This is a genomic window from uncultured Clostridium sp., from assembly GCF_934754915.1.
In the GTDB taxonomy this organism is placed as follows: Bacteria; Bacillota; Clostridia; order Clostridiales; family Clostridiaceae; genus Clostridium.
The window spans coordinates 1-26,132 of record NZ_CAKVKB010000044.1; the positions used below are offsets into that span (position 1 = coordinate 1).

21 protein-coding genes, 1 pseudogene and 1 riboswitch are annotated in these 26,132 nt (G+C 28.5%); of the genes and pseudogenes, 9 read left to right on the plus strand and 13 right to left on the minus strand.

Annotated elements, in window-relative coordinates; translation table 11 throughout:
* Nucleotides 1-128 precede the first annotated feature (128 nt).
* The 7 genes and pseudogenes from Q0F58_RS08775 to hflX form a co-directional block, all read right to left on the minus strand.
* Nucleotides 129-1,828, minus strand: a pseudogene (locus Q0F58_RS08775) (GspE/PulE family protein).
* Between the two features lie 152 nt (nucleotides 1,829-1,980).
* Entirely contained in the window at nucleotides 1,981-2,733 is a 753-nt protein-coding gene (locus Q0F58_RS08780; protein WP_294375162.1) for an A24 family peptidase, read from the minus strand.
* 523 nt (nucleotides 2,734-3,256) lie between these two features.
* The gene (locus tag Q0F58_RS08785) at nucleotides 3,257-3,997 is read right to left on the minus strand and encodes a YebC/PmpR family DNA-binding transcriptional regulator (RefSeq protein ID WP_294375165.1); all 741 of its coding nucleotides are present in this window, start codon (nucleotides 3,995-3,997) and stop codon (nucleotides 3,257-3,259) included.
* Between the two features lie 168 nt (nucleotides 3,998-4,165).
* Nucleotides 4,166-4,813: a YigZ family protein gene (locus Q0F58_RS08790; protein ID WP_294375167.1), complete on the minus strand. Its 648-nt coding sequence runs from the start codon at nucleotides 4,811-4,813 to the stop codon at nucleotides 4,166-4,168.
* 58 nt (nucleotides 4,814-4,871) lie between these two features.
* On the minus strand, nucleotides 4,872-6,296 hold the full coding sequence (locus Q0F58_RS08795) for a PLP-dependent aminotransferase family protein (RefSeq protein ID WP_294375169.1): 1,425 nt from the start codon (nucleotides 6,294-6,296) through the stop codon (nucleotides 4,872-4,874).
* Nucleotides 6,297-6,319: 23 nt separating this feature from the next.
* Nucleotides 6,320-7,225: a nucleotidyltransferase domain-containing protein gene (locus Q0F58_RS08800; protein WP_294375172.1), complete on the minus strand. Its 906-nt coding sequence runs from the start codon at nucleotides 7,223-7,225 to the stop codon at nucleotides 6,320-6,322.
* A gap of 144 nt (nucleotides 7,226-7,369) precedes the next feature.
* On the minus strand, nucleotides 7,370-9,163 hold the full coding sequence (hflX, locus tag Q0F58_RS08805; RefSeq protein WP_294375175.1) for a GTPase HflX: 1,794 nt from the start codon (nucleotides 9,161-9,163) through the stop codon (nucleotides 7,370-7,372).
* Between the two features lie 414 nt (nucleotides 9,164-9,577).
* Here hflX and hpt point away from each other — a divergent pair, with 414 nt between their 5' ends.
* Nucleotides 9,578-10,102: a hypoxanthine phosphoribosyltransferase gene (gene hpt, locus Q0F58_RS08810; protein WP_294375178.1), complete on the plus strand. Its 525-nt coding sequence runs from the start codon at nucleotides 9,578-9,580 to the stop codon at nucleotides 10,100-10,102.
* Nucleotides 10,103-10,235: 133 nt separating this feature from the next.
* Here the strand turns inward: hpt and yunB are convergent, their stop codons facing one another.
* Complete coding sequence (gene yunB / locus Q0F58_RS08815; RefSeq protein WP_294375180.1) at nucleotides 10,236-10,883, minus strand: sporulation protein YunB; 648 nt, start codon at nucleotides 10,881-10,883, stop codon at nucleotides 10,236-10,238.
* A 101-nt stretch (nucleotides 10,884-10,984) separates the two neighbouring features.
* On the opposite strand from yunB, the gene Q0F58_RS08820 reads away from it, so the two are divergent.
* From Q0F58_RS08820 to Q0F58_RS08850, 7 genes are all read left to right on the plus strand, one after another.
* Nucleotides 10,985-13,510, plus strand: coding sequence for a transglycosylase domain-containing protein (locus Q0F58_RS08820; protein ID WP_294375183.1), 2,526 nt, complete (start codon nucleotides 10,985-10,987; stop codon nucleotides 13,508-13,510).
* 551 nt (nucleotides 13,511-14,061) lie between these two features.
* Nucleotides 14,062-15,462, plus strand: a complete 1,401-nt coding sequence (locus tag Q0F58_RS08825; RefSeq protein WP_294375220.1) for a sodium:alanine symporter family protein — start codon at nucleotides 14,062-14,064, stop codon at nucleotides 15,460-15,462.
* Nucleotides 15,463-15,668: 206 nt separating this feature from the next.
* A complete protein-coding gene (locus Q0F58_RS08830; RefSeq protein WP_294375185.1) occupies nucleotides 15,669-16,208 on the plus strand; it encodes a helix-turn-helix domain-containing protein in 540 nt (179 codons plus the stop codon).
* Between the two features lie 22 nt (nucleotides 16,209-16,230).
* The gene (gene potA, locus Q0F58_RS08835; RefSeq protein ID WP_294375190.1) at nucleotides 16,231-17,280 is read left to right on the plus strand and encodes a spermidine/putrescine ABC transporter ATP-binding protein; all 1,050 of its coding nucleotides are present in this window, start codon (nucleotides 16,231-16,233) and stop codon (nucleotides 17,278-17,280) included.
* Nucleotides 17,273-18,115, plus strand: coding sequence for an ABC transporter permease (locus Q0F58_RS08840; protein ID WP_294375193.1), 843 nt, complete (start codon nucleotides 17,273-17,275; stop codon nucleotides 18,113-18,115). Before potA ends, Q0F58_RS08840 begins: the two co-directional genes overlap by 8 nt.
* A complete protein-coding gene (locus tag Q0F58_RS08845; protein ID WP_294375196.1) occupies nucleotides 18,109-18,900 on the plus strand; it encodes an ABC transporter permease in 792 nt (263 codons plus the stop codon). The genes Q0F58_RS08840 and Q0F58_RS08845 overlap by 7 nt, the downstream gene beginning before the upstream one ends.
* 20 nt (nucleotides 18,901-18,920) lie before the next feature.
* On the plus strand, nucleotides 18,921-19,988 hold the full coding sequence (locus tag Q0F58_RS08850) for a PotD/PotF family extracellular solute-binding protein (RefSeq protein ID WP_294375199.1): 1,068 nt from the start codon (nucleotides 18,921-18,923) through the stop codon (nucleotides 19,986-19,988).
* Between the two features lie 71 nt (nucleotides 19,989-20,059).
* Here the strand turns inward: Q0F58_RS08850 and ndk are convergent, their stop codons facing one another.
* A complete protein-coding gene (gene ndk / locus Q0F58_RS08855) occupies nucleotides 20,060-20,473 on the minus strand; it encodes a nucleoside-diphosphate kinase (RefSeq protein WP_294375203.1) in 414 nt (137 codons plus the stop codon).
* Between the two features lie 279 nt (nucleotides 20,474-20,752).
* Between ndk and Q0F58_RS08860 the strand changes: the two genes are divergently transcribed.
* The gene (locus tag Q0F58_RS08860; protein ID WP_294375206.1) at nucleotides 20,753-21,025 is read left to right on the plus strand and encodes an acylphosphatase; all 273 of its coding nucleotides are present in this window, start codon (nucleotides 20,753-20,755) and stop codon (nucleotides 21,023-21,025) included.
* Between the two features lie 103 nt (nucleotides 21,026-21,128).
* Here the strand turns inward: Q0F58_RS08860 and Q0F58_RS08865 are convergent, their stop codons facing one another.
* From Q0F58_RS08865 to Q0F58_RS08880, 4 genes are all read right to left on the minus strand, one after another.
* Nucleotides 21,129-22,562 (minus strand): sodium:alanine symporter family protein, encoded by a 1,434-nt coding sequence (locus tag Q0F58_RS08865; RefSeq protein WP_294375209.1) that lies wholly within the window; start codon nucleotides 22,560-22,562, stop codon nucleotides 21,129-21,131.
* Between the two features lie 79 nt (nucleotides 22,563-22,641).
* A riboswitch (glycine riboswitch) is annotated at nucleotides 22,642-22,745 on the minus strand.
* A 489-nt stretch (nucleotides 22,746-23,234) separates the two neighbouring features.
* A complete protein-coding gene (locus Q0F58_RS08870; RefSeq protein ID WP_294375212.1) occupies nucleotides 23,235-23,801 on the minus strand; it encodes an AAA family ATPase in 567 nt (188 codons plus the stop codon).
* A 1,591-nt stretch (nucleotides 23,802-25,392) separates the two neighbouring features.
* Nucleotides 25,393-25,731, minus strand: a complete 339-nt coding sequence (locus tag Q0F58_RS08875; RefSeq protein ID WP_294375215.1) for a cupin domain-containing protein — start codon at nucleotides 25,729-25,731, stop codon at nucleotides 25,393-25,395.
* Between the two features lie 3 nt (nucleotides 25,732-25,734).
* Nucleotides 25,735-26,073 carry a cupin domain-containing protein gene (locus tag Q0F58_RS08880; protein ID WP_294375217.1) on the minus strand — a complete coding sequence of 113 codons (339 nt, stop codon included), beginning with the start codon at nucleotides 26,071-26,073 and terminating at the stop codon, nucleotides 25,735-25,737.
* Between the last annotated feature and the right edge of the window lie 59 nt (nucleotides 26,074-26,132).

The window sequence follows — 26,132 nt, forward strand, 5'->3', positions numbered from 1 at the left end:
TAACAAGGATTTATCATAAATGTTTTTTATTTTATTCAGTTGTAAAATTATTCAAGCATTTTTGCACTATTATAGTTATATTAATAATATTCTGAAAATTTTTCCTCTAATTTTATATAACAATTAAGTTATGCTTCTTTTATTAAAGTAATTGTAACCATTTCACTTATAGTAGTCACTCCCATAAGCACCTGCCTTCTACATTCATCCCCTAAAGTAGTCATTCCATTTTCCACATATATATCTCTAATTTCATCAGCACTTGCTCCTGAAATTATTGCTTCTCTATGTTTTCTTGTAACTTCCATAATTTCATAAAGTCCAACTCTTACTTTATAGCCTGTACCATTACAATAAGTACAGCCCTTTCCTCTATGAAGATATAGCTCAATTCCTTTATCAATCCCTAATATTTCTTTTTCATAATCATTTGCCATATATGATTCCTTGCATTTTGGACATATTTTTCTCACAAGTCTCTGTGCCATTATTCCAACAACAGATGTAGCAACAAGATATAGCTGTATTCCCATATCACATAATCTTATTACTGAAGATGGAGCATCGTTTGTATGAAGTGTGCTTAAAACAAGATGTCCTGTTATAGCCGCTTTAGTTGCAATTTCAGCAGTTTCATTATCTCTTATTTCTCCAATCATAACTATATCAGGATCTTGTCTCAATATACTTCTGAGTCCCTCTGCAAAAGTAAGTCCTGCTTTGTTATTTACACTAACTTGATTTACTCCCTCAAGAATGTATTCAACTGGATCTTCAACTGTAATTATATTGACACTTTCATTATTAAGCTCTTTTAAAACAGCATAAAGACTTGTAGATTTACCACTTCCTGTAGGTCCTGTAACAAGAATTATTCCATGCGGATTTCCTATAATATTGTCTAATTTTTTCATATTTTCTTTTGTCATTCCAAGCTGTTCTTTGGTTATATTATTATTTCCTGTATTAAGAACTCTTATAACAATTTTTTCTCCATACACGACAGGAAGTATTGAAACCCTTAAATCCACATTAGGTTTTCCAGATTCCATATTTACCACGATTCTTCCATCCTGAGGTATCCTTTTTTCAGCAATGTTTAATCCTGCAAGAATTTTTATTCTTGTAACAAGAGGTCCTAAACTTTCTGGTGAAAGCCTGTTTATAATCTGAAGACGTCCATCAATTCTATATCTTATTCTTATTTCTCTTTCATACGGTTCAATATGAATATCTGACGCTTTCATTTCTATTGCATTTCTAAAAAGATAGTCAACCATTTTGACAACTGGTGCATTTTTTACATCATCCATTTCTTCTATATTATTTTTCCCATTTGATGATTTACTTTCAGCACTTTCTTTGGATAGCTGCATTGCTGCTTTAGATATCTGCTGACTACTGTAATAAACTTCAATAAATTTTTTTATGTCTTCTTTTTTAGATATATAATTATCTATCTCAAACCCACTAGCAATAGTAACATCATCTATTGCAAATATATTTAATGGATCTGATAATGCCACGTTTATTCTGTTATTTTCAAAGCCAAATGGTATCAATGTGTATTTTTCACACAGCTTTTGAGAAATTAATGTACTAGCTTTTCTATCAAAATCAACAGTATTTAAATCAACTTTCTCAATTCCTGTCTGTGTAGCTATTGCATCAATTATCTGATCATCTGTAACAATTTTCTGTTCCACAAGGATTTCCCCTAATTTTTTCCTAAAACCTTCTGAACCTTTAAAGCTTCCATTAATTGATTTTCACTTATTATTCCTGCTCCCACAAGAATATCCCCTAATCTTTTTCTCTCTACTGCCAATTTAGACACCTTCCTGTAATGATGTTTTTCTTAAATTAATAATTATTATGTCTACTAAATTCAATAATCACTATATTTATAGTAAAACCCAATTTCAAACAATATATTGCAGATTTTAATATATCTTTGTTGATATTTTAATTATTCATATCTTATATAAATAATTTCAAATAAATATCAATAAGCTCATTTCCAAATAACATGGCTACTATGGCTCCAAATGCTATACATGGTCCAAATGCCATAGAATCTTTTTTGTTCTTAAGCTTTAAAGCGATAATAATAATTCCTATAACCCCTCCTATTATTATTGATATAAACAATGTTAATAATATGAGCTTGGTTCCTAGAAATAATCCACAAACTCCTGCTATTTCTATATCCCCCTCTCCCATTCCTCCAGTTAGGAAAACTATCAGACCTATTATTACTGCGCCTATAAGTCCTCCAAGAATCAGATTCACCGCACCTTCTTTATAAATAATAATCTGTACTGCTATAAATATTATTCCTGTTACTACTCCGAATGCTGTTGTTGATATATACACATCTTGTGTAAAATAATCAATACAGCCTATTACAATTAATAATGAACATAATATACAAAATTTTATTGTATACACACTAAATCCATATTTCATATATACCATTAAATATAAAATACAATTAAATCCTTCTATAAGTGGATATCTTACAGAAATTTTTTCTCTACAATATCTGCATCTTCCCTTTAAAAAAACATAACTTATAAGTGGTATTAAATCTAATGGACCTAGTTTATGATTACAGTTTCCACAATGAGATGGTGGATATGAAATAGATTCTTCCCGAGGTATTCTATAAATACACACATTCAAAAAACTGCCTATAATCAATCCTATAATGCCTATAAATAAAAAATCCATTTTTTCACCTGCTTTAATATGACTTATACTACAATAATATTATTTTTTATTCTTCAGATTATTTTTTAATTGCAGCTTTGTAAAAACTTATTGTTTTTTTATTAATTCTTATATTATTATTGTACTTACTTTTATTTACAAAATCAACACTTTTTTGAATATATGTAAATATTTTTATTTAAAATTTTATATTATTAGCTATCCTTATTTCTATAATAATTACTCAAAATTTCTGTATTTTACTTGATAGTAAAAAGGTCAGATATTTAATTTTAGCCATTCGCTAAAATAATCAATTATATTGCTACTAAAGAAATTAATTCCTTTTAACTTATAAAAACATATACCTTGATAAATAGTTAATACTGATGTATTCATTAAATAATTCAACTTTAAGTATGGAAGCAACAAAAAAACACTTTCGATATTGACACACTATGTATATCAATATCGAAAGTGTAAATTTTAAATAAGTATACCATTATCCAACGATATTTTCGTTTTTAGAGTACCTCTAAGCGCCCTATTCTTCCCATCCTTCAGGGAATTCAGCATTGTGGTAAACTTCTTGAACGTCATCATCATCATCAAGTAAATCTAACATCTTTTGGAACTTCTTAGCATCTTCTTCATTAATTGCAGTGTATGTATCTGGAATCATCTTAACTGCTGCTTCTAAGAATTCTATTCCTTGTTCTTCTAAAGCTTCACGTACGCTTCCGAAATCTTCTGGTGCAGTTGTTACTACGAATACTTCGTCTTCATCTGCATTGAAGTCTTCTGCTCCTGCATCTAAAGCCATCATCATCATTTCGTCTTCGTCTCTGCCGTCTTTTTCTATTACAAGTTCACCTTTTTCTTGGAACATGAAACCTACACATCCTTGAGTTCCCATGTTTCCGCCACCTTTTGTGAATGCACTTCTTACATTCCCAGCTGATCTGTTTTTATTGTCTGTTAATGTTTCAACTATTACAGCAACCCCATTTGGTCCATATCCTTCATAAACTATGCTTTCATAGTTTACAGATGATAACTCACCAGCAGCTTTTTTTAATGATCTTGCAATTGTATCATTAGGCATGTTAGCAGCCTTGGCTTTTGCTATTATATCTCTTAATTTTGCATTTGTGTCTGGATTTGGTCCTCCATTTTTAGCTGCAACTAATAATTCTTTACCTATTTTAGTAAAGATTTTTCCTCTCTTAGCATCAGCTTTACCTTTCTTTGCTTGTATGTTATGCCATTTTGAATGTCCTGACATGGTATTTCCTCCTTAATCTATTAACATGTAAATATATTACAATAATGTTATAAATAATAACCTTATTAATGAAACTCTTATGTTTTATTAAAATACAAAATTCCTCAAAAATTATATCACATTTTATGTTAATTCACAATTACGCTTACATTATTTACAATTTTCACATTAAATCTGTGCATACAATTTATTTCCTTCTTTAAAATAAATTCCTTCTTCACTTCTTCTCACAATTACTTTTCCACTAGAAGCTTCTACAATCTCTCCTTCAATAGTTTCTGCAACAGCTTCCTCACATAGTATATGAACTATTACTTTATCTGTATATTCTGTATCTTCAATATGCCATGAATTTTGTCCACAGATATATTGAACTTTTCCAAAAAGATCATAATCCATCTCAAAGCTTATTTTAAGACCTTTTACCTTTTCAACTATTCCAGCAGCCTTTATTGAAATACTGGCTCCTTTTGTATATGCTCTTGTAAGTCCTCCAGTCCCTAAAAGTATTCCTCCAAAATACCTTGTAACAACTACAGCACAATCTGTAACATTGCTCTTTTTCATAACTTCAAGTATTGGTATTCCTGCTGTTCCCTGGGGCTCTCCATCATCTGAATATCTTTGTATCCCCATATTTTCTCCTATTACATATGCCCAGCAGTTATGCCTTGCCTGTTTATGAAGTGCTTTTATTTCATTAATAAATTCTTTTGCTTCTTCTTCATTTTCAACTCTTTTGGCATATCCTATAAATTCAGATTTCTTTTCTTCAAATCTGTCTTCGCCCAAACCTCTTATAGTAATATACGACATCTATTTCTCTCCTTCTTAAAACAATATAAACTGTTATAAATCAATACACAAATACAATTTAACTATGTTTCTTCATCTCTGCCATTATTTCTTCCTTTAGCAGTTCCATTCCTTTTTCTATTTTTTGCTTATTAACTTGATAAAATGAAATTTTAAATGAATCTTGTCCCTCATCAGGTGACATATAAAATACATTTCCTGGAGTTATATATACATCCTTAGCCTTAAGTCTTTTAAAAATAACTTTGCTATCTATTTCCTTATTTTTTAGTGTAATATAAAAATTAAGACCGCCTTTAGGATCTACATATGTTACAAGATCTCTAAATTGATTATCTAAAATATTCTTTATAAGATAATATCTTTCACTATATTCAATATTCAATTCATTAATGTTGTCTTTCCAATTTCCTTCTGCAATATACATATCAAGTGCCCTTTGCATAAGGCTTGATGTAGTTATATCTGTATTATGCTTTGAATTTCTTAATACTTCATTAAATTTCTTAGGAGCAACAATATATCCTAGTCTTATTCCTGGAAGGAATATTTTTGAAAAACTCTTTATATATATAACTCTGTCATATTTATCAAGCCATTTAAATGGTACATATTCCAATGAATTATCATATATAAGCTCTGAAAGATAATCATCTTCAATAATATAAAAATCATATATTTCTGCTAATTCTAAAATATGCTTTTTTTTCTTTACACTATAGCTTACGCCTGTTGGATTCTGAAAATAACTCATAGTATAAAAACATCTTATTTCATTTTTTTGGAGAATTTTTTCGAATGCTTTTAAATCAATTCCATCTTTATTTATAGGTACTTCAAAAAGATTTACTTTCCTCCATTTAAATACAGATAATGCTCCGACATATGTAGGTTTTTCAACAATTACATTATCATTTATGTTTAGTATACTCTTTGAAGCAATATCAATACCCTGTTGAGCTCCTGAAACAACAAGTATAGAATCATTTTCAAGTTTATCTTCCCAAAACACTTTATTTATTGTATAAATTAAATTAGGGTATCCGCTTCTATCATGAGAAATTAATGCTTTAGAACCATCTCTTTCTAAAACATCATTTATTATTTCTTTAAATTCATTTATAGGAAATAATACTTCTTCATTTGTTTCTCCAGTAAAATCTATTATATCTCCATTTTTTTCTGAAGTTATCTTCTTTAATGTATTAAGATATTCTTTTCTAAATGTAGAAGATACTTCTTTTCTTTTCGCATAACTTCCACTTCCTATTTTTTGATATGCATAGCCTTCATTTTTAAGTTTGTTGTATGCATTTACAATAGTCACATTATTTACATTAAGTTTTTCTGATAGAGCTCTTATTGTTGGAAGCTTATCACCATCTCTAATCTGCTTTTTGTCAATTAATGATTTTATATAATCAGCAACCTGAATATATTTAGGTATTTCACTTTCAAATTTAAAATCATCATAAAGAACCATAAAATCTTCCCCCTAAAGCAAAATCATTTATAACTTACATATGCATATACATTTTCATTGAGAAGTTTTTCTCTTACTGGAAGATCAAGTTTTCTTGATTTTTTTTCAATTAAACCATACTTAAATAACATCTTTAATATTTCCTCTATCTTTATATTGAACTGATTAAACTTCTCATCTTTTTTTATTTCATATGAACTTAAATATGTACCTTTTTCCTCTAAATAATCTAAAAGAACCCTTGAAGCAATTCTTATATTTGCAACTACATAATCATCAATATAATTAATGACTTCACTTATATATTCTGATTTTAAATCTTTTTTTATAAGATTGTTAACAAGTGTATTGAATGTATTATTAAGGTTCATTGTCATTTTTATAGCATCTTTACTCACTGTATACCCGCTTAAATTCAGATATAATTTTGAAAAACTGTCTAATGCCCTTATAAGAACTTCAAATGAAGTTATTAATTTATTATTATATAAATACTTTTTACTTACTCCTAAATCTCTTATAAGCTTTCCAAGATAAACAAGATTCCACATTTCAGTAAATTTATCCATACTGTATTTTGCTTCATTAAATATCACTTCTATTTCTTCATCCCTTGAAAATACAAGCTTTGATGAAGTAAGCATATTTCTTATTTCACCTTTTTTTCCATTATTCTCATACAATTCTATAAACTTTTGTTTACTTACAATTTTCATATGAACAGGTATATCAAGAACTTCAGAATGAACATCCCTTATAGTATAAAATTGATCTTCATAAACAGTAAATATATCAATATCGGACTCCTGCCATAAATCTCCACTGACAATGCTTCCAAATGCAAATATAGCCAATACCTTTCTATTGGTTTTAAGAGAATTAATAAGTTTTTCAGATGCTTTCTGATATTCAAGTATTGCTTTCAACATGTTAGGTTCACCTTATTTCTTTTATATATTCTCAAATCCGTCTATAAAACAAATACATTATACAATATTTTCTTCTCTTATTACAAATAATACCCCAGGAAATAATCCAGGGGTATATTTTAATCTATTTATTATAATTGAGTACTAATTATTAATGATATATTGTACAGTTTTATTATAGACTTCATCATCAACTTCTACACACATATAAGTTCCATTTTCTCTATAATCTTCTTCAAAAACCCTGCCATTTCTATGAAGGAATGACTGAACATCTCCTTTTTCATAAGGAATTAAATATTCAACTTTTCTATAATTATAAGGAAGCTTATCTTCAATAACTTCAAGAAGATTTTCAAGATTAGTGCCTAATGCTGCTGAAATTTCTATAACTTCATGATTTTCTTCTAACGCTTCTTTAATCTTGTCTATCTGCTCTTTTGACGCCTTATCAATTTTATTCAGAACTATTATAGTTTCTTTATCTATTGCTCCAAGTTCTGCTAAAACATCATTTACTGCAATATACTGCTCTATAGCAGTATCACTTGAAGTATCTATAACATGACATAATAAATCTGAAAAAATCACTTCTTCAAGAGTTGATTTAAACGCTTCTACTAAATCATGTGGAAGTTTTCTAACAAATCCAACTGTATCTGTCAATGTTATGACACCCTTGTTTTTTAATGTTACAGCTCTTGTTGTTGTATCTAATGTTGCAAAGAGCATATCTGCTTCAAATACTTTTTCTTTATTTTTATTTTCCTTTTTGGCTGCAAGTTCACATAATGCATTTCTAAGTGTTGATTTTCCTGCATTGGTATATCCTACAAGAGATACTTTTGGTATATTTTCTTTATTCCTTTTTTCCCTTTGAACTTCTCTTGTCTTCTTTATCTTTTTAAGTTCAGATCTTAAATCATATATTGTTTCCATTATGTGTCTTCTATCAGTTTCAAGTTTCTTTTCTCCAGGTCCTCTTGTACCTATTCCTCCTCCAGTTCTTGAAAGTATAGTTCCAAGTCCCTGAAGCCTGCTCAATCTATACTTTAATTGTGCAAGTTCAACTTGTATTTTTGCTTCTTTGGTTTTTGCTCTTGTCGCAAATATTTCCAGTATCAAAGTTGTTCTATCAATTACTTTTGCACCTATTGCTGCTTCAAGATTTCTGACTTGCGAACCAGATAATTCATCATCAAATATTACAACATTTGCTCTTTCAACTTGTCTCATAGATGCAATTTCAAGAACTTTTCCTCTTCCTATATAGAAAGCTGCATCAATTTTATTTCTGCTTTGAAAAACTGTATTTAAAACTGGTATATTACAAGCTTCTGTAAGCTCTTTCAATTCTTCAAGGCTTTCTCTTGTATCTGAACCAACCAGTATAGCTTTTTCTTCAGTATCTTCAACAACATCATTTGTTTTTATAAGATTTTCTACAAACTTAATTTTATCTAATATATTGACAGACATTATATCATTTAAGGAAAGATTACTCTTTTCTTCATATTCTAATTTATTATTATAAAGAGTCAGCATTCCCAATGAAAAATCCACTATATTTCCATCTATTACAGCTACAGAAACAATTGCATCAAGTTTTAGCTTTAAAAGAGCAGTAAAATCTAATGCTGAAAGATTACAGTATCCATTTGGATGGGTATGAATCACCCTTACTCCAGCAAGTCTTTTTTCCTCTATATTTATTACTGGAACTTCAACAGATGTTGAATCTCCAATTGCCACAGCAGTAACATTTCCTTTTCTGTTTATTGCTACACTTACTTCTCTTTCAATAATTCCTGAAACTCTTGAAATTATATTTAAAATTTCTATATTACATATTTCATCCTTAAGTGTTCTTATTGAATAAATTCTTTCTAATTCATCAATCAGAGTTTTTCTGACTCCTTCTATATTTCCCTCTATCATAAAATCACCTCATATAAGCTATCTTGACAACTTTCATATAATTTTATACTATTAATTCATTAATTACAACATAAACTAAATATAAATCTCGTCTTAAAATATGAATATTTTGTATATTTTTATGACTTTTTGACAATTAATAGTTTAATGTTTTTATGTGAAATTTTTGTATAAAATTTTTGTCATATATTTTTTCGAAAATTTTTTATGTACAAAAAATATATGTTTTCTACAAAAAGACTTTTATCACTATAATAATTTGAATATATATTCCAATTAACAATTAATGATGAAATCTTTACAAGATTTCTTTGATATTATGTATTAATATTTAGAGCATATTATCTAAGCTATATCTATTGTATACATAAAAATTGATAAATAACAAATTATTTTTAAAGGAGTTTTTATAATATGGAAGATAAGAAACGTAATATTCTTTTTTCTGAAGAACAAATAAATACTAGAATCAAAGATTTAGGAAAAACTATAACAGAAGATTATAAAGGAAAAAATCTTTATGTTCTTTCATTATTAAGAGGAAGCTTTGTTTATGCTGCTGATCTTGTGAGAGCAATTGATTTAAATGTTAAAGTTGGCTTTATGACTACATCAAGCTATGGTCATAGTGAAACTTCATCTGGAACAGTAAAAGTAGTAAACGATATTCCTGACAACATTGAAGGTTGGGATGTTCTTATTGTTGATGATATTGTTGATACTGGTATAACAATGGATTTTGTTGTTGAACATGTAAAAAAATTAAATCCAGCTTCAGTAAAAACTTGTGTACTTCTTGATAAACCATCTAGAAGAAAAGTAGAAATCAAACCTGATTACTGCTGTTTTGAAATTGAAGATGTGTTTGTTGTTGGATATGGTCTTAATTATGGTGATTTTTATAGAAACGTTCCTTATGTATTCAATTGGGAAGTCTAAAAATTCTAATTAATATTTAAATTAAAAATATTGGAGTTGATGTATCAATATTAAATTTTCTATAATCAGTATTCACTCTTTAAAGAATAGTACTGATTATAGTGGTTATAATATTTAATGCATCAGCTCCTTATTAATGTTCATTTTCAATTGACCATGCCATGTTTGGTATCTTTCCTACTATAATAGTATCACTGACTGGAACCTGAGTCGTTACGGTTGTTTCCTGATTAGCTATGGGCATTTTCATTCTTATCTGAGCAGTTATATTAAGATAAATTTTATGACGTGTCTGATTTATTCCTGCACTTTCAAATTTTGATTCATAACTTGTTTCTATATTTCCTATAGGCTCTATATACATATTTATATTCGGACCTATTCTATAAAATATACTTCTATTACTGCTCCATCCTAAGGGAACACTGATTTTAACATCTTTCATATTTTCAAATTCTTTATTGCATTCATTAGATAACTTAGCTGCAATATAGTTAAGCTTAACATTATCAGCTTGTATAAGATTTATATTACCTTCATTATCTCTTTGAATTCTAATCATTTCATCATATTTGAAATCTTCATTCAATATTTCTATGCTCTTTTCATTAATAATATTTAATGCTTGATTTTTCGCCATTATGTTACTGATTTCAAGTATTGATGGCAATACTCTTTTATCAAAAAATACTATGAATATATTAAATATTACAAATATAATTATAATTAGCAAAATAACCTTAATAAATCTATAGTTTTTACGTTTTGTATAGTATTCCATATCAACATCCTTATAGCGAGTTAATGATTTACTCATACTATAAATATGCTATAATGATATAAAATATTATTTTTATAACCTTAAAATTTTAGGAGGATAAAATGGCAGTTAACAACTCAACGCAAACAAAAAGCTCTCCTCGTAGTAGAAAGAAGCCAAAACACGGAAATGGCAAAAAGATTTTTAAAGGCATCTGCTTTGGTCTTATTTTCTGCTTCCTAGCTGTTTTTGTAATGGCTGCAGGTTATGCTTTTGCTGTTATTAAAACAACACCGCCTTTAAATGTTGATGATGTTTTATCTTTAAATCAGCCGTCAAGTCTATATGATAATAATGGCAATTTTATGGATAACCTTCATACAGATGAAGAACGTTATGTTATTGATTCCAGTGAAATGCCTGCAAATTTGAAGAATGCTTTTGTTTCTATTGAAGATGAAAGATTTTACTCACATCATGGAATAGATATTCAAAGAATTGCTGGTGCAGCTATATTAGATGTTAGAAAGATATTGACTGGAAAAAAAGGACTTCATGGTGCTTCTACATTAACACAACAATTATTGAAAAACACAATATTAACCAATGATGTTTCTATTGAGAGAAAAATTAAAGAAATTTATTTAGCTATCAATCTTGAAAAAAAATTAACAAAAGATCAAATATTAACAGCATATTTAAATACAATTCCACTTGGTGGTCAGGTTTATGGTGTTGAAGCTGCATCACTTTTATATTTTAGTAAAAATGCTTCTGATTTATCATTAATCGAATGTGCTTATCTTGCTGGTATAACTCAAGCTCCAACAACTTATAGTGCTTATAATGAAAATAACATAAAAGACCCAACTCCATATATCAACAGAACAATTACAGTTTTAAGCATGATGCAGCAAAATGGGTATATTAGTGCTGATGAATGTAATAAAGCTATAAATGATGTACGTAATGGAGGTCTTGTATTTAAAAAAAGCAAGCAAGATTACAATTTAAATTATGAATGGTTTGTATATCCTGCTGTTTCTCAAGTAAAACAGGATTTAAAGGAAAAATACCACTATACTGATGAAGAAGTTTCAAAATTAGTTGTCAATGGTGGTTTAAAAATCTATACAACTATGGATAGGGACTTACAGGATTTTACTCAGAAAACTCTTGATAATTATAAAAATCTAGGTTTAGGTAATGCTGAAGCTTATGACAATAACGGCGTTCCCTTACTTCAGGCATCAGCTACAATTGTTGATTATAGAAATGGTGAAGTTCTTGCTATGGTTGGAGGCAGGGGTAAACAACAGCCTCAATCAACAAACAGAGCTTATAACGCATTAAGACCTATAGGTTCTACAACAAAACCTTTAACTGTATACGGCCCTGCAATAAATGAAGAAGTAATAACAGCAGCTACTCCTATTGATGATGCTCCACTTCCTGAAAATAAACTTAATGGTGGAAAACATTATGATCCTGCTAACTCAGACTTTACTTATAATGGACTTATGACTGCAAGAGAAGCTTTGACATACTCTAAAAATACAGCTGCAGTACTTGTTGAAGATATGCTTGGCACTAAAACTGGAGTTGAATACGGAGAAAAACTTGGATTAAAATATAATGAAAAATCCAAAAGTTCAATTGCATCATTAGCTTTAGGACAATTCAACAATGATCCTAAAGACCCTGATGGTGGTAATACTTATATATTAGCTGGAGCATTTGGTACATTTGGTAATGATGGTGAATATATCAGACCTTCTCTTTACACTAAAGTGGTAGATTCATCTGGAAAAACTATATTGGATAACCAGAATACACATAGCGAAGATGTATTCACTCCAGAAACTGCATATATCATGTATGATATGTTAAAAGGACCAGTAACTTATTATTCAAGTACCCCTGCAAAGTGGGGAGATATGCCTGTATCTGGTAAAACAGGTACAACATCAGATTCTTGTGACTTATGGTTTGCAGGACTTACACCTTATTTATCAGGATCTGTATGGCTTGGATATGATAACCCAACAAAACTTATCGGTGGTTCAAGTTCTTGTGCTAAAATATGGGGAATTTTAATGCAAAAAGCTCATGAAGGTCTTGATATAAAAGAATTAGAACAACCTTCTGATATTGTAAAAGTTGATGTATGTAAGGATTCTGGACTTTTACCTGGTAATTTATGTGCAAATGACCCAAGAGGAAGCCGAGTATATGAAGAATTATTTGCAGAAGGTACAGAACCAACAGAAACCTGCAAAACTCATGTTTCAGCTAACATAAACAGATTAAATAATAAGCTTGCAACACCTGGAACACCATCCTTTTTAATGAGGAACTCAATATTCATCAAAAAAGATAATCCTAATCCAGCTACTGCTGATTATTATATGGTAGTTCCTTCTGGATTTGACACAAACGCATCTGCAAATTCAAATGAATCTACAGTTTCTGAAAATAACAATACAACTAATAATAATAATAATAATAATAATAATAATAGCAATAATAATAATGACAACAATAATGCTCATACAGGAGGACCTGCAGTAGATCCAACTGAAGGCCATGAAGATGTACTGCCACCTCCTACACAAGAAGAGAATCCAATAATAACACCTATAAATTAAAATAAGAAAGAAGCTGTTGCATTAAAAAGTTTAAATGCCACATATAGTAGATTAATTAAGTTATTTAATACTATATAAGATATGATTTAATCTTTGTGCGACAGCTTCTTTCTTATTCTTTTCAAAAGTTTTCAATCAATTATTAATATATATTGTATACTATAATTTTGCATAATCCCAATTGATATGCAATATGTTATATGTACATTTTTTATATATATTAATATAAAAACTCTTCAATTTATATCTGTAATATTAAAATTTATTTGCCGGATATAAAATACAAAACTTGAAATGTAAAAACATAATTGCCAATATATATCCATATGAATTTTATTTTATATAATTCTTTCAACTTTAAATCTCATAAATAAATAAATTTCATTTTTTAGCTATTTTACACTTATAAAATACTCTTTTATGAATTTTTTAACTTAAATTCTTGCATTTTAGTTATTTATCAGATAGAATAATTTTGATATTTTTTATCATTTTATAATTAAAAATCGCATTTTAATATTCAGGAGGTTTTATAAATGTTTAATAACATTATTGAAAAATTAAATTCTTTTATAAATATATCCAATAATATATTATGGACTTATATACTAATAGCTCCTTTAATACTTTTAGGTTTGTATTTCTCCTTTAAAACAAATTTTGTCCAATTTAGATATATCAAAGAAATGTTTAGACTTCTTGCTGATGGCGCTTCATCCAAAAAAGAAAAAGGCTCTGTTTCATCATTTCAAGCCTTCTGCATAAGTACTGCTTCAAGAGTTGGTACTGGTAATCTTGCTGGAATAGCTATTGCAATTTCTGTTGGAGGACCTGGTGCTGTCTTCTGGATGTGGCTTATAGCACTTATTGGTTCTGCATCAAGTTTTGTTGAATCTACACTTGCTCAGATATATAAACAATCAGATGGTAAAGGAACATATATTGGAGGACCTGCTTATTATATGGATAAAGCCCTCAATATGAAATGGATGGGAATAATATTTTCAATACTCATAACAATATGTTTTGGACTTGTTTTTAATTCGGTTCAGTCAAATACCATCTCACTTGCATTAAATGAAGCATTTGGAATAAACAGGTTTATAGTTGGAATAATACTCTCATTAATTACTTTAATAATAATATTTGGTGGTATACATAGAATTGCAAAAGTATCAGAAATAATAGTTCCTATAATGGCAGTAGCATATATTTTAGTTGCATTATTTGTTGTTATAATTAATATAAATAAAATACCTGAACTTATAGTTACAATAATAGAGAGTGCCTTTGGATTAAAGCAGGTTGTTGGAGGGGGATTTGGAAGTGCTCTTCTTATAGGTATAAAAAGAGGTCTTTTTTCAAATGAAGCTGGAATGGGAAGCGCTCCTAATGCAGCAGCTGCTGCAGATGTATCTCACCCTGTAAAGCAAGGATTAATCCAAACCTTAGGCGTATTTACTGATACTATAATAATCTGCAGCTGTACTGCTTTTATAATTCTTCTATCTGATATTGATTTATCAAGCGGACTTACTGGAATACAGTTAACTCAAAATGCCTTAAGTTCTCAAATTGGAAACTTTGGAAGTATATTTATTGCTATTTGTGTACTTCTCTTTGCTTTCAGTTCAATTGTTGGAAATTATTATTACGGAGAAGCAAACATAGAATTTCTAAGTAAGAAAAAAATATATCTAGTAATATACAGAATATGCGTTGCACTTATGATTCTTTTTGGTGCTGCAGTAAACATGAATATTGTCTGGAATCTTGCAGATTTAATCATGGGATTAATGGCTATCACAAATCTCATTGCAATTGCTCTTTTAGGAAAATTTGCATTCAAAGCACTTGATGACTATAGAATGCAGAAAAAAGCTGGAATCAAAGATCCTGTATTCAAATCATCTTCTATACCAGAATTAAAAAATGTAACCGAATGGAAATAGGAAATGCGGCCTAATAAGCCACATTTTCCTATTTTTATTTATTTTATTACTGTAATTTTACTATAAATTATTAAATTTTATATCATAATCTAAAAAATATATTGATTTTTCTATTTAAAGTATATATAATATCATTGTTTGTTTAGTAATTTTAAACTTATAGTTTAGTAAAAGTGATTATTATAAATTGTTAGTAGGTGAATTTTATGCAGATCGGAGAAAAAATTCGAATACTCCGAATGGAAAAACAATTAACACAGGAAGAGCTTGCAAATAGATGTGAACTTTCAAAGGGATTTATCTCACAGGTTGAAAATGATTTAACTTCACCATCTATTGCTACTCTAATAGATATTCTTGAAATTTTAGGAACTAACCTTCCTGATTTTTTCAGCGATTCAAAAGAGGAAAAAGTTACCTATACAAAAGATGATATGTTTGAAAAAGATGATGACGACTTAAAATATTCTCTTATGTGGCTTATTCCAAATGCACAAAAAAATGAAATGGAGCCAATTATGATTACGCTTCAACCAGGTGGACAATATATTGAAGAAGAACCTCATGAAGGAGAAGAATTTGGATATGTATTATCTGGAACTATAATTCTTCATTTAGGCAAAAAAAAATATAAAGTCAAAAAAGGGGAAAGCTTTTATTATAAAGCAAAAGTAACACACTATATTGAAAACACTGGTAAATCACCAGCTAAAGTTATATGGATAAGTACTCCCCCATCATTTTAAACAATAGAAAGAGGTGGTTTTTGTGAGCCAAAACATTATAGAATTAAGAAATATAAATAAAGCTTATGGTGACAATACAGTATTAAATAATTTATCTTTAAATATTAAAAAAGATGAATTCCTTACTCTTTTAGGTCCAAGCGGATGTGGTAAAACTACTACATTAAAAATAATTGCGGGATTTGAAAGCGCAGATTCTGGCGAATTAATATTTAAAAATGAAGATATTTCTGCATTACCTCCATATAAAAGAAAGGTAAACACTGTATTTCAAAAGTATGCATTATTTCCACACATGAATATTTTTGACAATATAGCTTTTGGTCTAAAATTAAAAAAACTTCCAAAAACTCAAATTGAAGCTGAAGTAAAAAAAATGCTTCATCTTGTTGCTTTAGATGGCTTTGAAAAAAGAAAAGTTGACTCATTAAGCGGAGGTCAACAACAAAGAGTTGCCATTGCAAGAGCTCTTGTAAATAAGCCAGAAATACTGCTTCTCGATGAACCTTTAGGTGCCCTTGATTTAAAGCTCAGAAAAGAAATGCAGATAGAATTAAAAAAAATACAAAAAGAAGTAGGCATAACTTTTGTATTTGTAACACATGATCAGGAAGAAGCTCTTACAATGTCTGATACAATAATTGTAATGAACAAAGGTATAATTCAACAGATGGGAACTCCTGAAGACATATATAACGAACCAGCTAATGCCTTTGTTGCAGATTTTATTGGTGAAAGCAATATAATTGATGGAATTATGCTTAAAGACTTTGAAGTAGAATTCTGTAATAAAAAATTTGAATGTGTTGATAAAGGATTTAACGATAATGAGCCTGTTGATATTGTAATACGACCTGAAGATATAAAAATAGTAGATGAAAAAGATGGAATGCTTAAAGGGCAAGTAACTTCTATTGTATTTAAAGGAGTTCATTATGAAATGGTTGTTGTAACAGATACTTATGAATTTATAATCCACAATACAAAATCAGCTGAAGTTGGAAAAAACATAGGATTAGATATTTATCCTGAAGATATACATATTATGAAAAAGAGTGATCAAAATGACTAAGAAAAAAACGCCTATAGCGGCGTATCCTTATTTTGCTTGGAGTGCAATTTTTATAATAATTCCATTACTTATAGTGCTGTTTTTTAGTTTTACAGTAAAAACAAGTTCAGGTTATTCATTTTCTCTTGATAACTATACAAGACTTATGAGTTCACAATATTTCAGTATATTTACAAGATCAATATGGCTTGCATTTATTTCAACAATTTTATGTCTTGTAATAGGTTATCCTGTTGCATATATAATTTCTCAAATGAAAGTAAGCAGACGTAATTTTTTAATTATGCTCTTCATACTTCCAATGTGGATGAATTTCCTTTTAAGAACTTATGCATGGATGCCTATACTTGGTAAGACAGGTATTATAAACACCCTTCTTAGCAAGTTTGGAATAGCTCCAATATCATTCTTGTATAATGATGGAGCAGTTCTTTTAGGTATGGTATATAATTTTATTCCTTTCATGGTACTTCCTTTGTATACAATACTAATAAAGATGGATCATGACTTAATAAATGCTGCTGCAGACTTAGGTGCAAATAAAATAAATATTTTCATAAAAATAATATTGCCATTAAGCATTCCTGGAATATTTTCAGGTATAACAATGGTATTTATGCCTGCCGTTTCTACATTTGTAATTTCAAGACTTCTTGGCGGTGGACAATACATGCTTCTTGGAAATCTTATAGAACAACAATATACAACAATGGGTGATTGGAATTTTGGTTCTGCAATATCAATTTTTATGATGATAATAATACTTATATTTATGGCCCTAACATCAAAATTTGATACTGGTTCTGACAAAGAAGGAGGCTCACAATTGTGGTAAACAGACTTGAAAACTTTATTAAAAAATCTTATTTATTTATCATATTTTTGTTCCTATACTCTCCTATTGTCACTTTAATAATATTCTCATTTAACGAATCTAAAACAATGGGAAAATGGACTGGTTTCACATTAAAATGGTATAAAGAACTTTTTAATAATAACAGACTTATGTCTGCTTTATACTATACTATATTAATTGCACTGCTTGCTTCAATAATAGCAACGACAGTCGGTACTATAACTGCTATTGCAATTTCTCAGATGAATAATAAATTAAAAACTTTAATTTTAAATATAAATTATCTTCCTGTTTTAAATCCAGATATTGTTACAGGTATTGCTCTTATGAGTTTGTTTATATTTTTAAACTTTAATTTTGGTTTTATAACAATGCTTTTGGCCCATATTACTTTTGATATTCCATATGTAATATTGTCTGTTCTTCCAAAGCTAAAACAGCTTCCTGAAAATACATTAGATGCTGCATCAGATTTAGGTGCACCTCCACTTTATGCATTATGGAAAGTTGTAATTCCTCAAATAAAACCAGGGATATTTTCTGGATTTCTTATGGCATTTACGATGTCAATAGATGATTTTGTAATAAGTTTCTTTACTACAGGTCCTGGAGTAACTAATCTTTCCATAGAAATTTATTCAATGGCAAGACGTGGTATAAAACCTGAAATTAATGCACTTTCTACTTTATTGTTTATAACAGTGCTTGCATTACTGTTGATTGTGAATAAGAAACAAAATAATGCTGAAAATAATATTAATTAAATATATAAGAGGTGATAATATTGTTTAAATTTAAGCGTTTTGGAGCCCTAGCTCTAATGTCTTTACTTGGTATGAGTTTATTTACTGGATGTGGAAATTCAGGAAACAGCGAAAATAATGGTGTAGTATATTTCTATAATTGTGGTGATTATATAGATGAAGATTTATTATCCAAATTCACAAAAGAAACTGGAATAAAAGTTGATTATTCAACTTATGATACAAATGAAATAATGTACCAAAAATTAAAAAGTTCACCAGGAAGTTATGATTTAGTAATTCCTTCTGATTATATGATTGAAAAAATGGCTAAAGAAGATATGGTAGAAAAAATAGACTTTAATAACATTCCTAATTACGAATATATTGGAGATGATTACAAAAATCTATCTTATGATCCAAATAACGAATATTCAGTTCCATATATGTGGGGAACTATAGGTATTGTATATAACCCTGATATAGTTACTGAACCAGTTACAAGCTGGGATATTCTTTGGGATACAAAATATAACAATAAACAACTTATAATGTTTGATTCTATGAGAGATACTCTTGCTATAGGGCTAAAAAAAGCAGGTTATTCTATAAATAGTACTAATCCTGATGAAATAGCTGCCGCAACTCAAGAGTTAATCAAACAAAAACAGACTATGGATCCTTTATATTATGTAGATGAAGTAAAAGATAAGATGATTCAAGAAGAAGCAGCAATTGCTCCTGTATGGTCTGGTGATGCTGCATACATAATAAGTGAAAATCCAAAGTTAAAATTTGTAATTCCAGATGAAGGTACTAACAAATGGTTTGATGCTATGGTTATACCAAAAGATGCTAAAAACAAAGAAAATGCTGAAAAACTTATAAACTTCTTATGTGATCCTGAAAATGGTCTTCAAAATGTTAACTATATAGGTTATTCAACACCTAACACTGAAACTTATGAATTATTAGATGACGATACTAAAAATAATAAAGGTGCATATCCTTCTAAATCAACTTTGGATAAATGTGAAGTATTTGTTGACTTAGGAGACTCATTAAAGCTTTATGATGAAGCATGGATGAATATAAAAACTGCAAACTAAAATGAAAAAGACTATCAAAATATTAATTTATTTTGATAGTCTTTTGGATTAAAAATATAATCTAAATTTTCCTAATCATTAACTTCTGGAAACCATAATGATATTTCTTCTTTTGCACTTTCCGCATTATCTGATGCATGCACACAATTTTCTGTCTTGCTTCTTGCATATCTAAATCTTATAGTTCCTGGTGCTGCATCATCCGGACTTGTAGCTCCATTAAGTTGACGTATTCTGCTTATAGCATCTTCACCTTCAAGTATCATTGCAACCAAAGGACTTCTTGTTATAAAAGTTATTAATTCTTCGTAAAATGGTTTTCCTTTATGCTGTGAATAATGTTTTTCTGCAATTTCTCTTGTTGTCTGCATAAGTTTTAAATGACGTACCTTTAATCCATTATCTTCATAGACACTTATAATATTTCCTATAATATTTCTTTCTACTCCATCAGGTTTAATTAATACCATACTTCTCTCTATCATATTATTGCCCTCCATTTATGCTATAATTTCACATTTAAATATTATTTCCAATTGCTCTAACATTATACTCCATTTTAACAAAATATATAAAGCCTTATATATTTATATTAGTATAATTATCTTGTTATGATATAATTTTAGTAGAAATTTTATAAAATTCCAATACTATTATTGCACCTGTTTATCAAATATACAAATAAATATTTATCAATAATTTATTATTTTTTCTTTTTAAATATCATTTTCAATTAAAATTTAAATATTGGAGGGTTAGCAATTATGATAAGATATTCTATTTTAACAGCTGGCAAAGTTCAAGGTGTAGGTTTCAGATTTTTTACGCAACTTACTGCAAGTACTCTAAATCTTACTGGCTGGTGTAAAAATCTTCATGATGGACGAGTACAAATAGAAATTCAAGGTTCAAAAGAAACTGTAGATAAATTCATAACTACTATAAAAAAAGGAAATAATTTTTCAAGAATTGATGAAATATCAATTAATTCAATTCCTGTTATAGAAAATGAAAAGAGATATTACATAAAGTATTAACACCTATCATATAACACTCTTGCACAAAAATATAAAGAAATTGAGCTGTATAAAATATACAGCTCAATTTTACTATTCTATATCATAACATAAATATGAAATTTTATATTATTTCTTCTGATATATCTACACAATTTTGTTTTTCTTCATTAAGATTTTTAAAATATTCTTCTGTCTCTTTAATTACAACTTTTCTAAGACCTATAAGTCCTACTAGATTAGGAAATGCCATGCATCCATTAACTATGTCAGCTATTATAAATATAAGTTCTAATGGAAGAAATGGTCCAACTGCTACAAAAATTATATAAATTATTCTATATGGCATTATAGCCTTAACTCCAAATAAATATTGGGTACATCTTTCGCCATAATAGTTCCAACCAAGAATTGTAGTAAAAGCAAAGAATACCAATCCTACATTAACTATATATTTTCCTACTGTTCCAATAGAGTTTACAAATGCTGCTGTTGTCACCTGTGCCCCTGCAAGGTTAGATCCAGGTGTAAAAATTCCTGTGTCACCACTTGTTATAACTATCGCAAGTCCTGTCATGGTACATATGACTATTGTATCAAAAAAAGTACCTGTCATTGATATAAGACCTTGTCTTACAGCTGAATTTGTTTTTGCTGCTGCTGCTGCTATTGGTGCACTTCCAAGACCAGATTCATTTGAGAATACACCTCTTCCAACACCTCTTTGAATCGCCATTCCAACAGTAATACCTAAAACACCACCACCTACTGCACTTGGATTAAATGCACTTCGTATTATTAATGATATTGCTGGTAATATTAAATTATAATTAACTACTAAAACTAATATTGCACCCACAATATATGCTCCAGCCATAAATGGAACAACTTTTTCTGAAAACTTTGATATTCTCTTTATTCCACCTAAAGTTACCATTGCAACTAATACTGTCACAACAACAGCTGTTGCTATCAATGGTATATTAAAACTTTCAGCTGCTGCTGCAATGGAATTTACCTGCCCAAATGTACCTATTCCAAAAAGTGCAACTCCAATTCCGAATAAAGCAAATAACTTAGCAAGCCATGTAATTCCTAATCCATTTTGTATATAATACATTGGCCCACCTGCCATATGTCCATTTTCATCTTTTTCTCTATATTTTATTGCAAGAACACCTTCTGAATATTTTGTTGCCATTCCAAAAAATGCAGCAAGCCACATCCACAATAATGCACCTGGTCCACCTGCTGTTATTGCAGTTGCTACTCCAACTATATTACCAGTTCCAATAGTTGCTGATAACGCTGTGCATAATGCTCCAAAACTCGATACATCACCATGAGCTGCATCATTTGTTTTTTCCTCATCTTTCCCAAACACATATTTTAATGCTAATGGCAATTTAAATACCTGCAACAATTTCAAACGTATTGTCATGTATATACCTGTTCCAACTAAAAGAACCAATAATGGTGGTCCCCAGACAATATCGTCAATCTTTTGGAATACATCCTGAACTGCAGTACTTCCAGCTAATAAATTTGATAATAACATAAAAAAATCCCCCTAATTAATATTTGGAGGAGAATTGGACATTTATTCAATTAATAGTTAATTTTTATAATTGTTAATGCCTTTTTCCCCTGTCCTTTTACCTGAGAGTTTCAATTAAATAAAGTATTATTTAACTTTGCTCCTTCGGTGCCTATCCTGATAAGTCTCTCCAGAGGCTCGTCCAATGGCGGTCCTAATACCTGAAAGATTTCCCTCTTCGGTGTATTATTTTTTAATAATAACTCTCCCACCATCTTCATCCGAACGTTGTTTATATTTTCATTTGTTTATTCTAAGTATATAAATATTTTTTTACTTTTGCAAGATTTTTTAAATTTTTTGTTATATTATCAAATTAATTACTTTAGAAAAAGTTTTCATTTGTTATATTTCTTCCATTTTATTTTTCATTTTTAACTTTTTTATCAAAAAATTACATATATTTATTGTACAAAAATTTTATAATAATACTTGCAATTAATAATGTACAATTTCAAAAATAAAATCTTTATAATATTTCTTTTATACTTTTACATATATCATATAAATTTTAATCTCACAACATATATAATTTATTTTTAAGCAATATAATATAAAAACTATTCATGATAATTGTATTTATTACCATGAATAGTTATTTAAAAAATTTTTTTAATAATATTGTCATATGTATTAGTTTTTAAAGTATTCAACTAATTCTTTCATTGATTCATTAAACTCTTCCATAGATGAATTTTTAAATACTCTTAATTCAGGAATTCCTTCTGGCTTTTCAAAATTAATTCCTGATATGTACTTGTCCCAGTTTTCTAGTTTCCAAGTATCACGTTCTGAATTACGTTCTATCATTCTTTGATGACAAACTTCTTTATCAGTTTCAACCCAGATAACTACTAGTTCACAATCATGTTCAAGAAGCTTCTTTCTGAAATTGTCCATATATTCAAGATTTCTTATTTCTCTTGTGAATGGAGCATTTATCAATACTGTATCACAATAATCTAAAGCTTCAATCGCTAAATCAATTACTACTTCATATTCAGTATTCCTTATGTTTTCTTCAAAGAAATCAGAACTTCTGTTAATTTCTTCTCCTGCAGCTTTAAATACTTGATTAGATAATGGTATTAAAGTATCTTTATCTAAGTAAACAATTGGTTTAAGAGCTTTAGATACTTCTTTTGAAATAAATGTTTTACCACATGCTGGTGGTGATGTTACTAATATTAATCTTCTCATTTCTTATGTACACTCTCCGTCCAAATAAATATTAATACTATTTGATTAAAAATATAGTAGAACCTATTTATTAATAGATTCTACCTATTTTCGATTAATAAATTATAATATGCTTTCTATATTAAGAATAGAAATACATGTTGTGAGACTAATTGTCCTACCTGTTGTATTATATCATTTCCTACAATAATGTAAATAGTTTTTTAATCTTTTTACTTATAATTTATTTATATATATAATCTTTTTGTCCATATTTTAGAACTTTTTTTCTAATTAATTCAGCATTTCTTTATGACAAATACCTTGCTATATTTATTATTACATTTGTTTTCAATTTATATAACATAATATATATTGGTATTATCACTATATTATTATCTGACTCTCTATTTTTTATTTTTATTACTTCACTTTTATAATGTCAATACAATGATTCATAAAATATAATCCACTTTTCATCACTTTTCTCCATCAATAATCATTGAATAATTAGAGTTACTTTCTAACCTTATCAATATTATTTTTACACCTCTATCTCCTATTTTAGTTTCAAGAAGAAAAATAGACAATAATCACTGATTATCCTTTACATGTTAAAATAAGTAATTATAATATTGTTTTAATAAACAAATCAATATTTTCATTAAATTTTTAAGGAATTTAGAGTTAAAACTAAATATGTTTAAATATTAAATCTTTTTTATTACACTTTCATATATTTTAGAAAAAAAATAATAGCTGCATCTGATTACTTACATCACATACAGCTATCTATATTATTCTAATACTTATTAAATTATTAATTTTAATACACCTCATTAACTATTAACTATTGCATTGGACTCACCTTCTTACTACTAATCAATTTTTAATTTATAAAACAAATCAACTCATCCTCCTCTTCCAAAATATTTTTGAAAACTTCTTAAAATTGATAAGACCTATTATCAGCTCCCTGCACAACTATATAATATTACTTTATTACTAATTGTACATCGGTATCATCCCCTTATAAAAACTTTCATCTTCATATCTAATCTCTAATCTTATGTGCAATTTCAGATCTCTTAATGCCTTTATTACGCTCATTTACTAAATACATTGATATCTGCATTTCTATCTTACTATTGTTTTTTTAAATTAACTATTAGATGAATTTTTCACTCACTCCTTTCATTAATATTAAAAACACTGGGTTAAATTAAATAGTACACTGGTACCATCCCCTCGTCCTTTATATTTAAGGTAAGAATGATGTTTACTTTTTATTTGTATTTCTTATCTTGTATACATTATATTACCCCTCAATAGTAAAATACAGACTGTTTTTGAAAATTTTTTTATGTTATAATAAAATAGTTGGGGTCTATTTAAGAAGAATTTAATTTTAGAATAAAATGGTTTTGCCACCCTCACTTCATGGACAACACTTTAGCCTTTTCATTCCGTTCAATTTCTTGGTATGATAGGTTTCAGTTTAAAAATTTTTATAAATTTCTATGTATAAAAAAGAGTCACTAAACCAAATTAATTTATGCTTTATTACTTGTTGCATTTATAATTTCAGTTCAATAACTCTCTTTTCTATCTTTTAGATATCGCTTATAAGTATATTTAAAATTTTAGCATCTGTTAACGCTTCTACTCCATATGGCACACCTGATTCAAGAGCTAAAATATCTCCTTCATTTGCGATAACTTCATCAGTTTCCTTATATGATATCTTTATTTTTCCTTCAATTACTATAAATATTGATTCCATTTCATAAAATTCCTTATCTATATCTTCACCTTTAGCAAATGAAAAGAATCTTATTTCATGTTTATCATTATTTATTAACGATTTACTTGCAATTTTTTTCCCACTATGTGTAATCATATCACCAAGTTTTATCGGTTCATAAGGTTTTATGTTTCTTAAAAATTTCATATATTAATCCTCTTTTACAACTATTAAAAGCATTTTCATATTTTCTTTTGCAGTTACTTGGTGTGGAATATTTGCAGGCATTACTACAAGCTGTCCTTTATGAGCTTCAAGTTCTTTGTCTCCTACTTTTACTGATGCAATACCTTCATGAATATATATCATGGCATCGCCTTTAGCTGTATGTGGTCCAACTCCTTCTCCTTTTCCAAATGCAAGAGCTGTAACTCCAACTCCTTTTTTTTGTGCCATAGTAACTGTCTCAATTTGACCATCATTACAACTTACTAAACTGTCAAAATCTACTGCTTTTGCTTTTTCTATGTTTTTTATTAATTCATCCATTACTATCTCTCCTTTGATAATATGTTTTTTTATAGTATAACATACAATAATAAATTCAA

What these genes read in the sequence shown, in the direction of transcription:
- Q0F58_RS08780 (WP_294375162.1), bottom strand. Translation starts at nt 2,733, where the DNA reads ATGGATTTTTTATTTATAGGCATTATAGGATTGATTATAGGCAGTTTT.
- Q0F58_RS08785 (WP_294375165.1), bottom strand. Translation starts at nt 3,997, where the DNA reads ATGTCAGGACATTCAAAATGGCATAACATACAAGCAAAGAAAGGTAAA.
- Q0F58_RS08790 (WP_294375167.1), bottom strand. Translation starts at nt 4,813, where the DNA reads ATGTCGTATATTACTATAAGAGGTTTGGGCGAAGACAGATTTGAAGAA.
- Q0F58_RS08795 (WP_294375169.1), bottom strand. Translation starts at nt 6,296, where the DNA reads ATGGTTCTTTATGATGATTTTAAATTTGAAAGTGAAATACCTAAATAT.
- Q0F58_RS08800 (WP_294375172.1), bottom strand. Translation starts at nt 7,225, where the DNA reads ATGTTGAAAGCAATACTTGAATATCAGAAAGCATCTGAAAAACTTATT.
- hflX (WP_294375175.1), bottom strand. Translation starts at nt 9,163, where the DNA reads ATGATAGAGGGAAATATAGAAGGAGTCAGAAAAACTCTGATTGATGAA.
- hpt (WP_294375178.1), top strand. Translation starts at nt 9,578, where the DNA reads ATGGAAGATAAGAAACGTAATATTCTTTTTTCTGAAGAACAAATAAAT.
- yunB (WP_294375180.1), bottom strand. Translation starts at nt 10,883, where the DNA reads ATGGAATACTATACAAAACGTAAAAACTATAGATTTATTAAGGTTATT.
- Q0F58_RS08820 (WP_294375183.1), top strand. Translation starts at nt 10,985, where the DNA reads ATGGCAGTTAACAACTCAACGCAAACAAAAAGCTCTCCTCGTAGTAGA.
- Q0F58_RS08830 (WP_294375185.1), top strand. Translation starts at nt 15,669, where the DNA reads ATGCAGATCGGAGAAAAAATTCGAATACTCCGAATGGAAAAACAATTA.
- Q0F58_RS08840 (WP_294375193.1), top strand. Translation starts at nt 17,273, where the DNA reads ATGACTAAGAAAAAAACGCCTATAGCGGCGTATCCTTATTTTGCTTGG.
- ndk (WP_294375203.1), bottom strand. Translation starts at nt 20,473, where the DNA reads ATGATAGAGAGAAGTATGGTATTAATTAAACCTGATGGAGTAGAAAGA.
- Q0F58_RS08860 (WP_294375206.1), top strand. Translation starts at nt 20,753, where the DNA reads ATGATAAGATATTCTATTTTAACAGCTGGCAAAGTTCAAGGTGTAGGT.
- Q0F58_RS08865 (WP_294375209.1), bottom strand. Translation starts at nt 22,562, where the DNA reads ATGTTATTATCAAATTTATTAGCTGGAAGTACTGCAGTTCAGGATGTA.
- Q0F58_RS08870 (WP_294375212.1), bottom strand. Translation starts at nt 23,801, where the DNA reads ATGAGAAGATTAATATTAGTAACATCACCACCAGCATGTGGTAAAACA.
- Q0F58_RS08875 (WP_294375215.1), bottom strand. Translation starts at nt 25,731, where the DNA reads ATGAAATTTTTAAGAAACATAAAACCTTATGAACCGATAAAACTTGGT.
- Q0F58_RS08880 (WP_294375217.1), bottom strand. Translation starts at nt 26,073, where the DNA reads ATGGATGAATTAATAAAAAACATAGAAAAAGCAAAAGCAGTAGATTTT.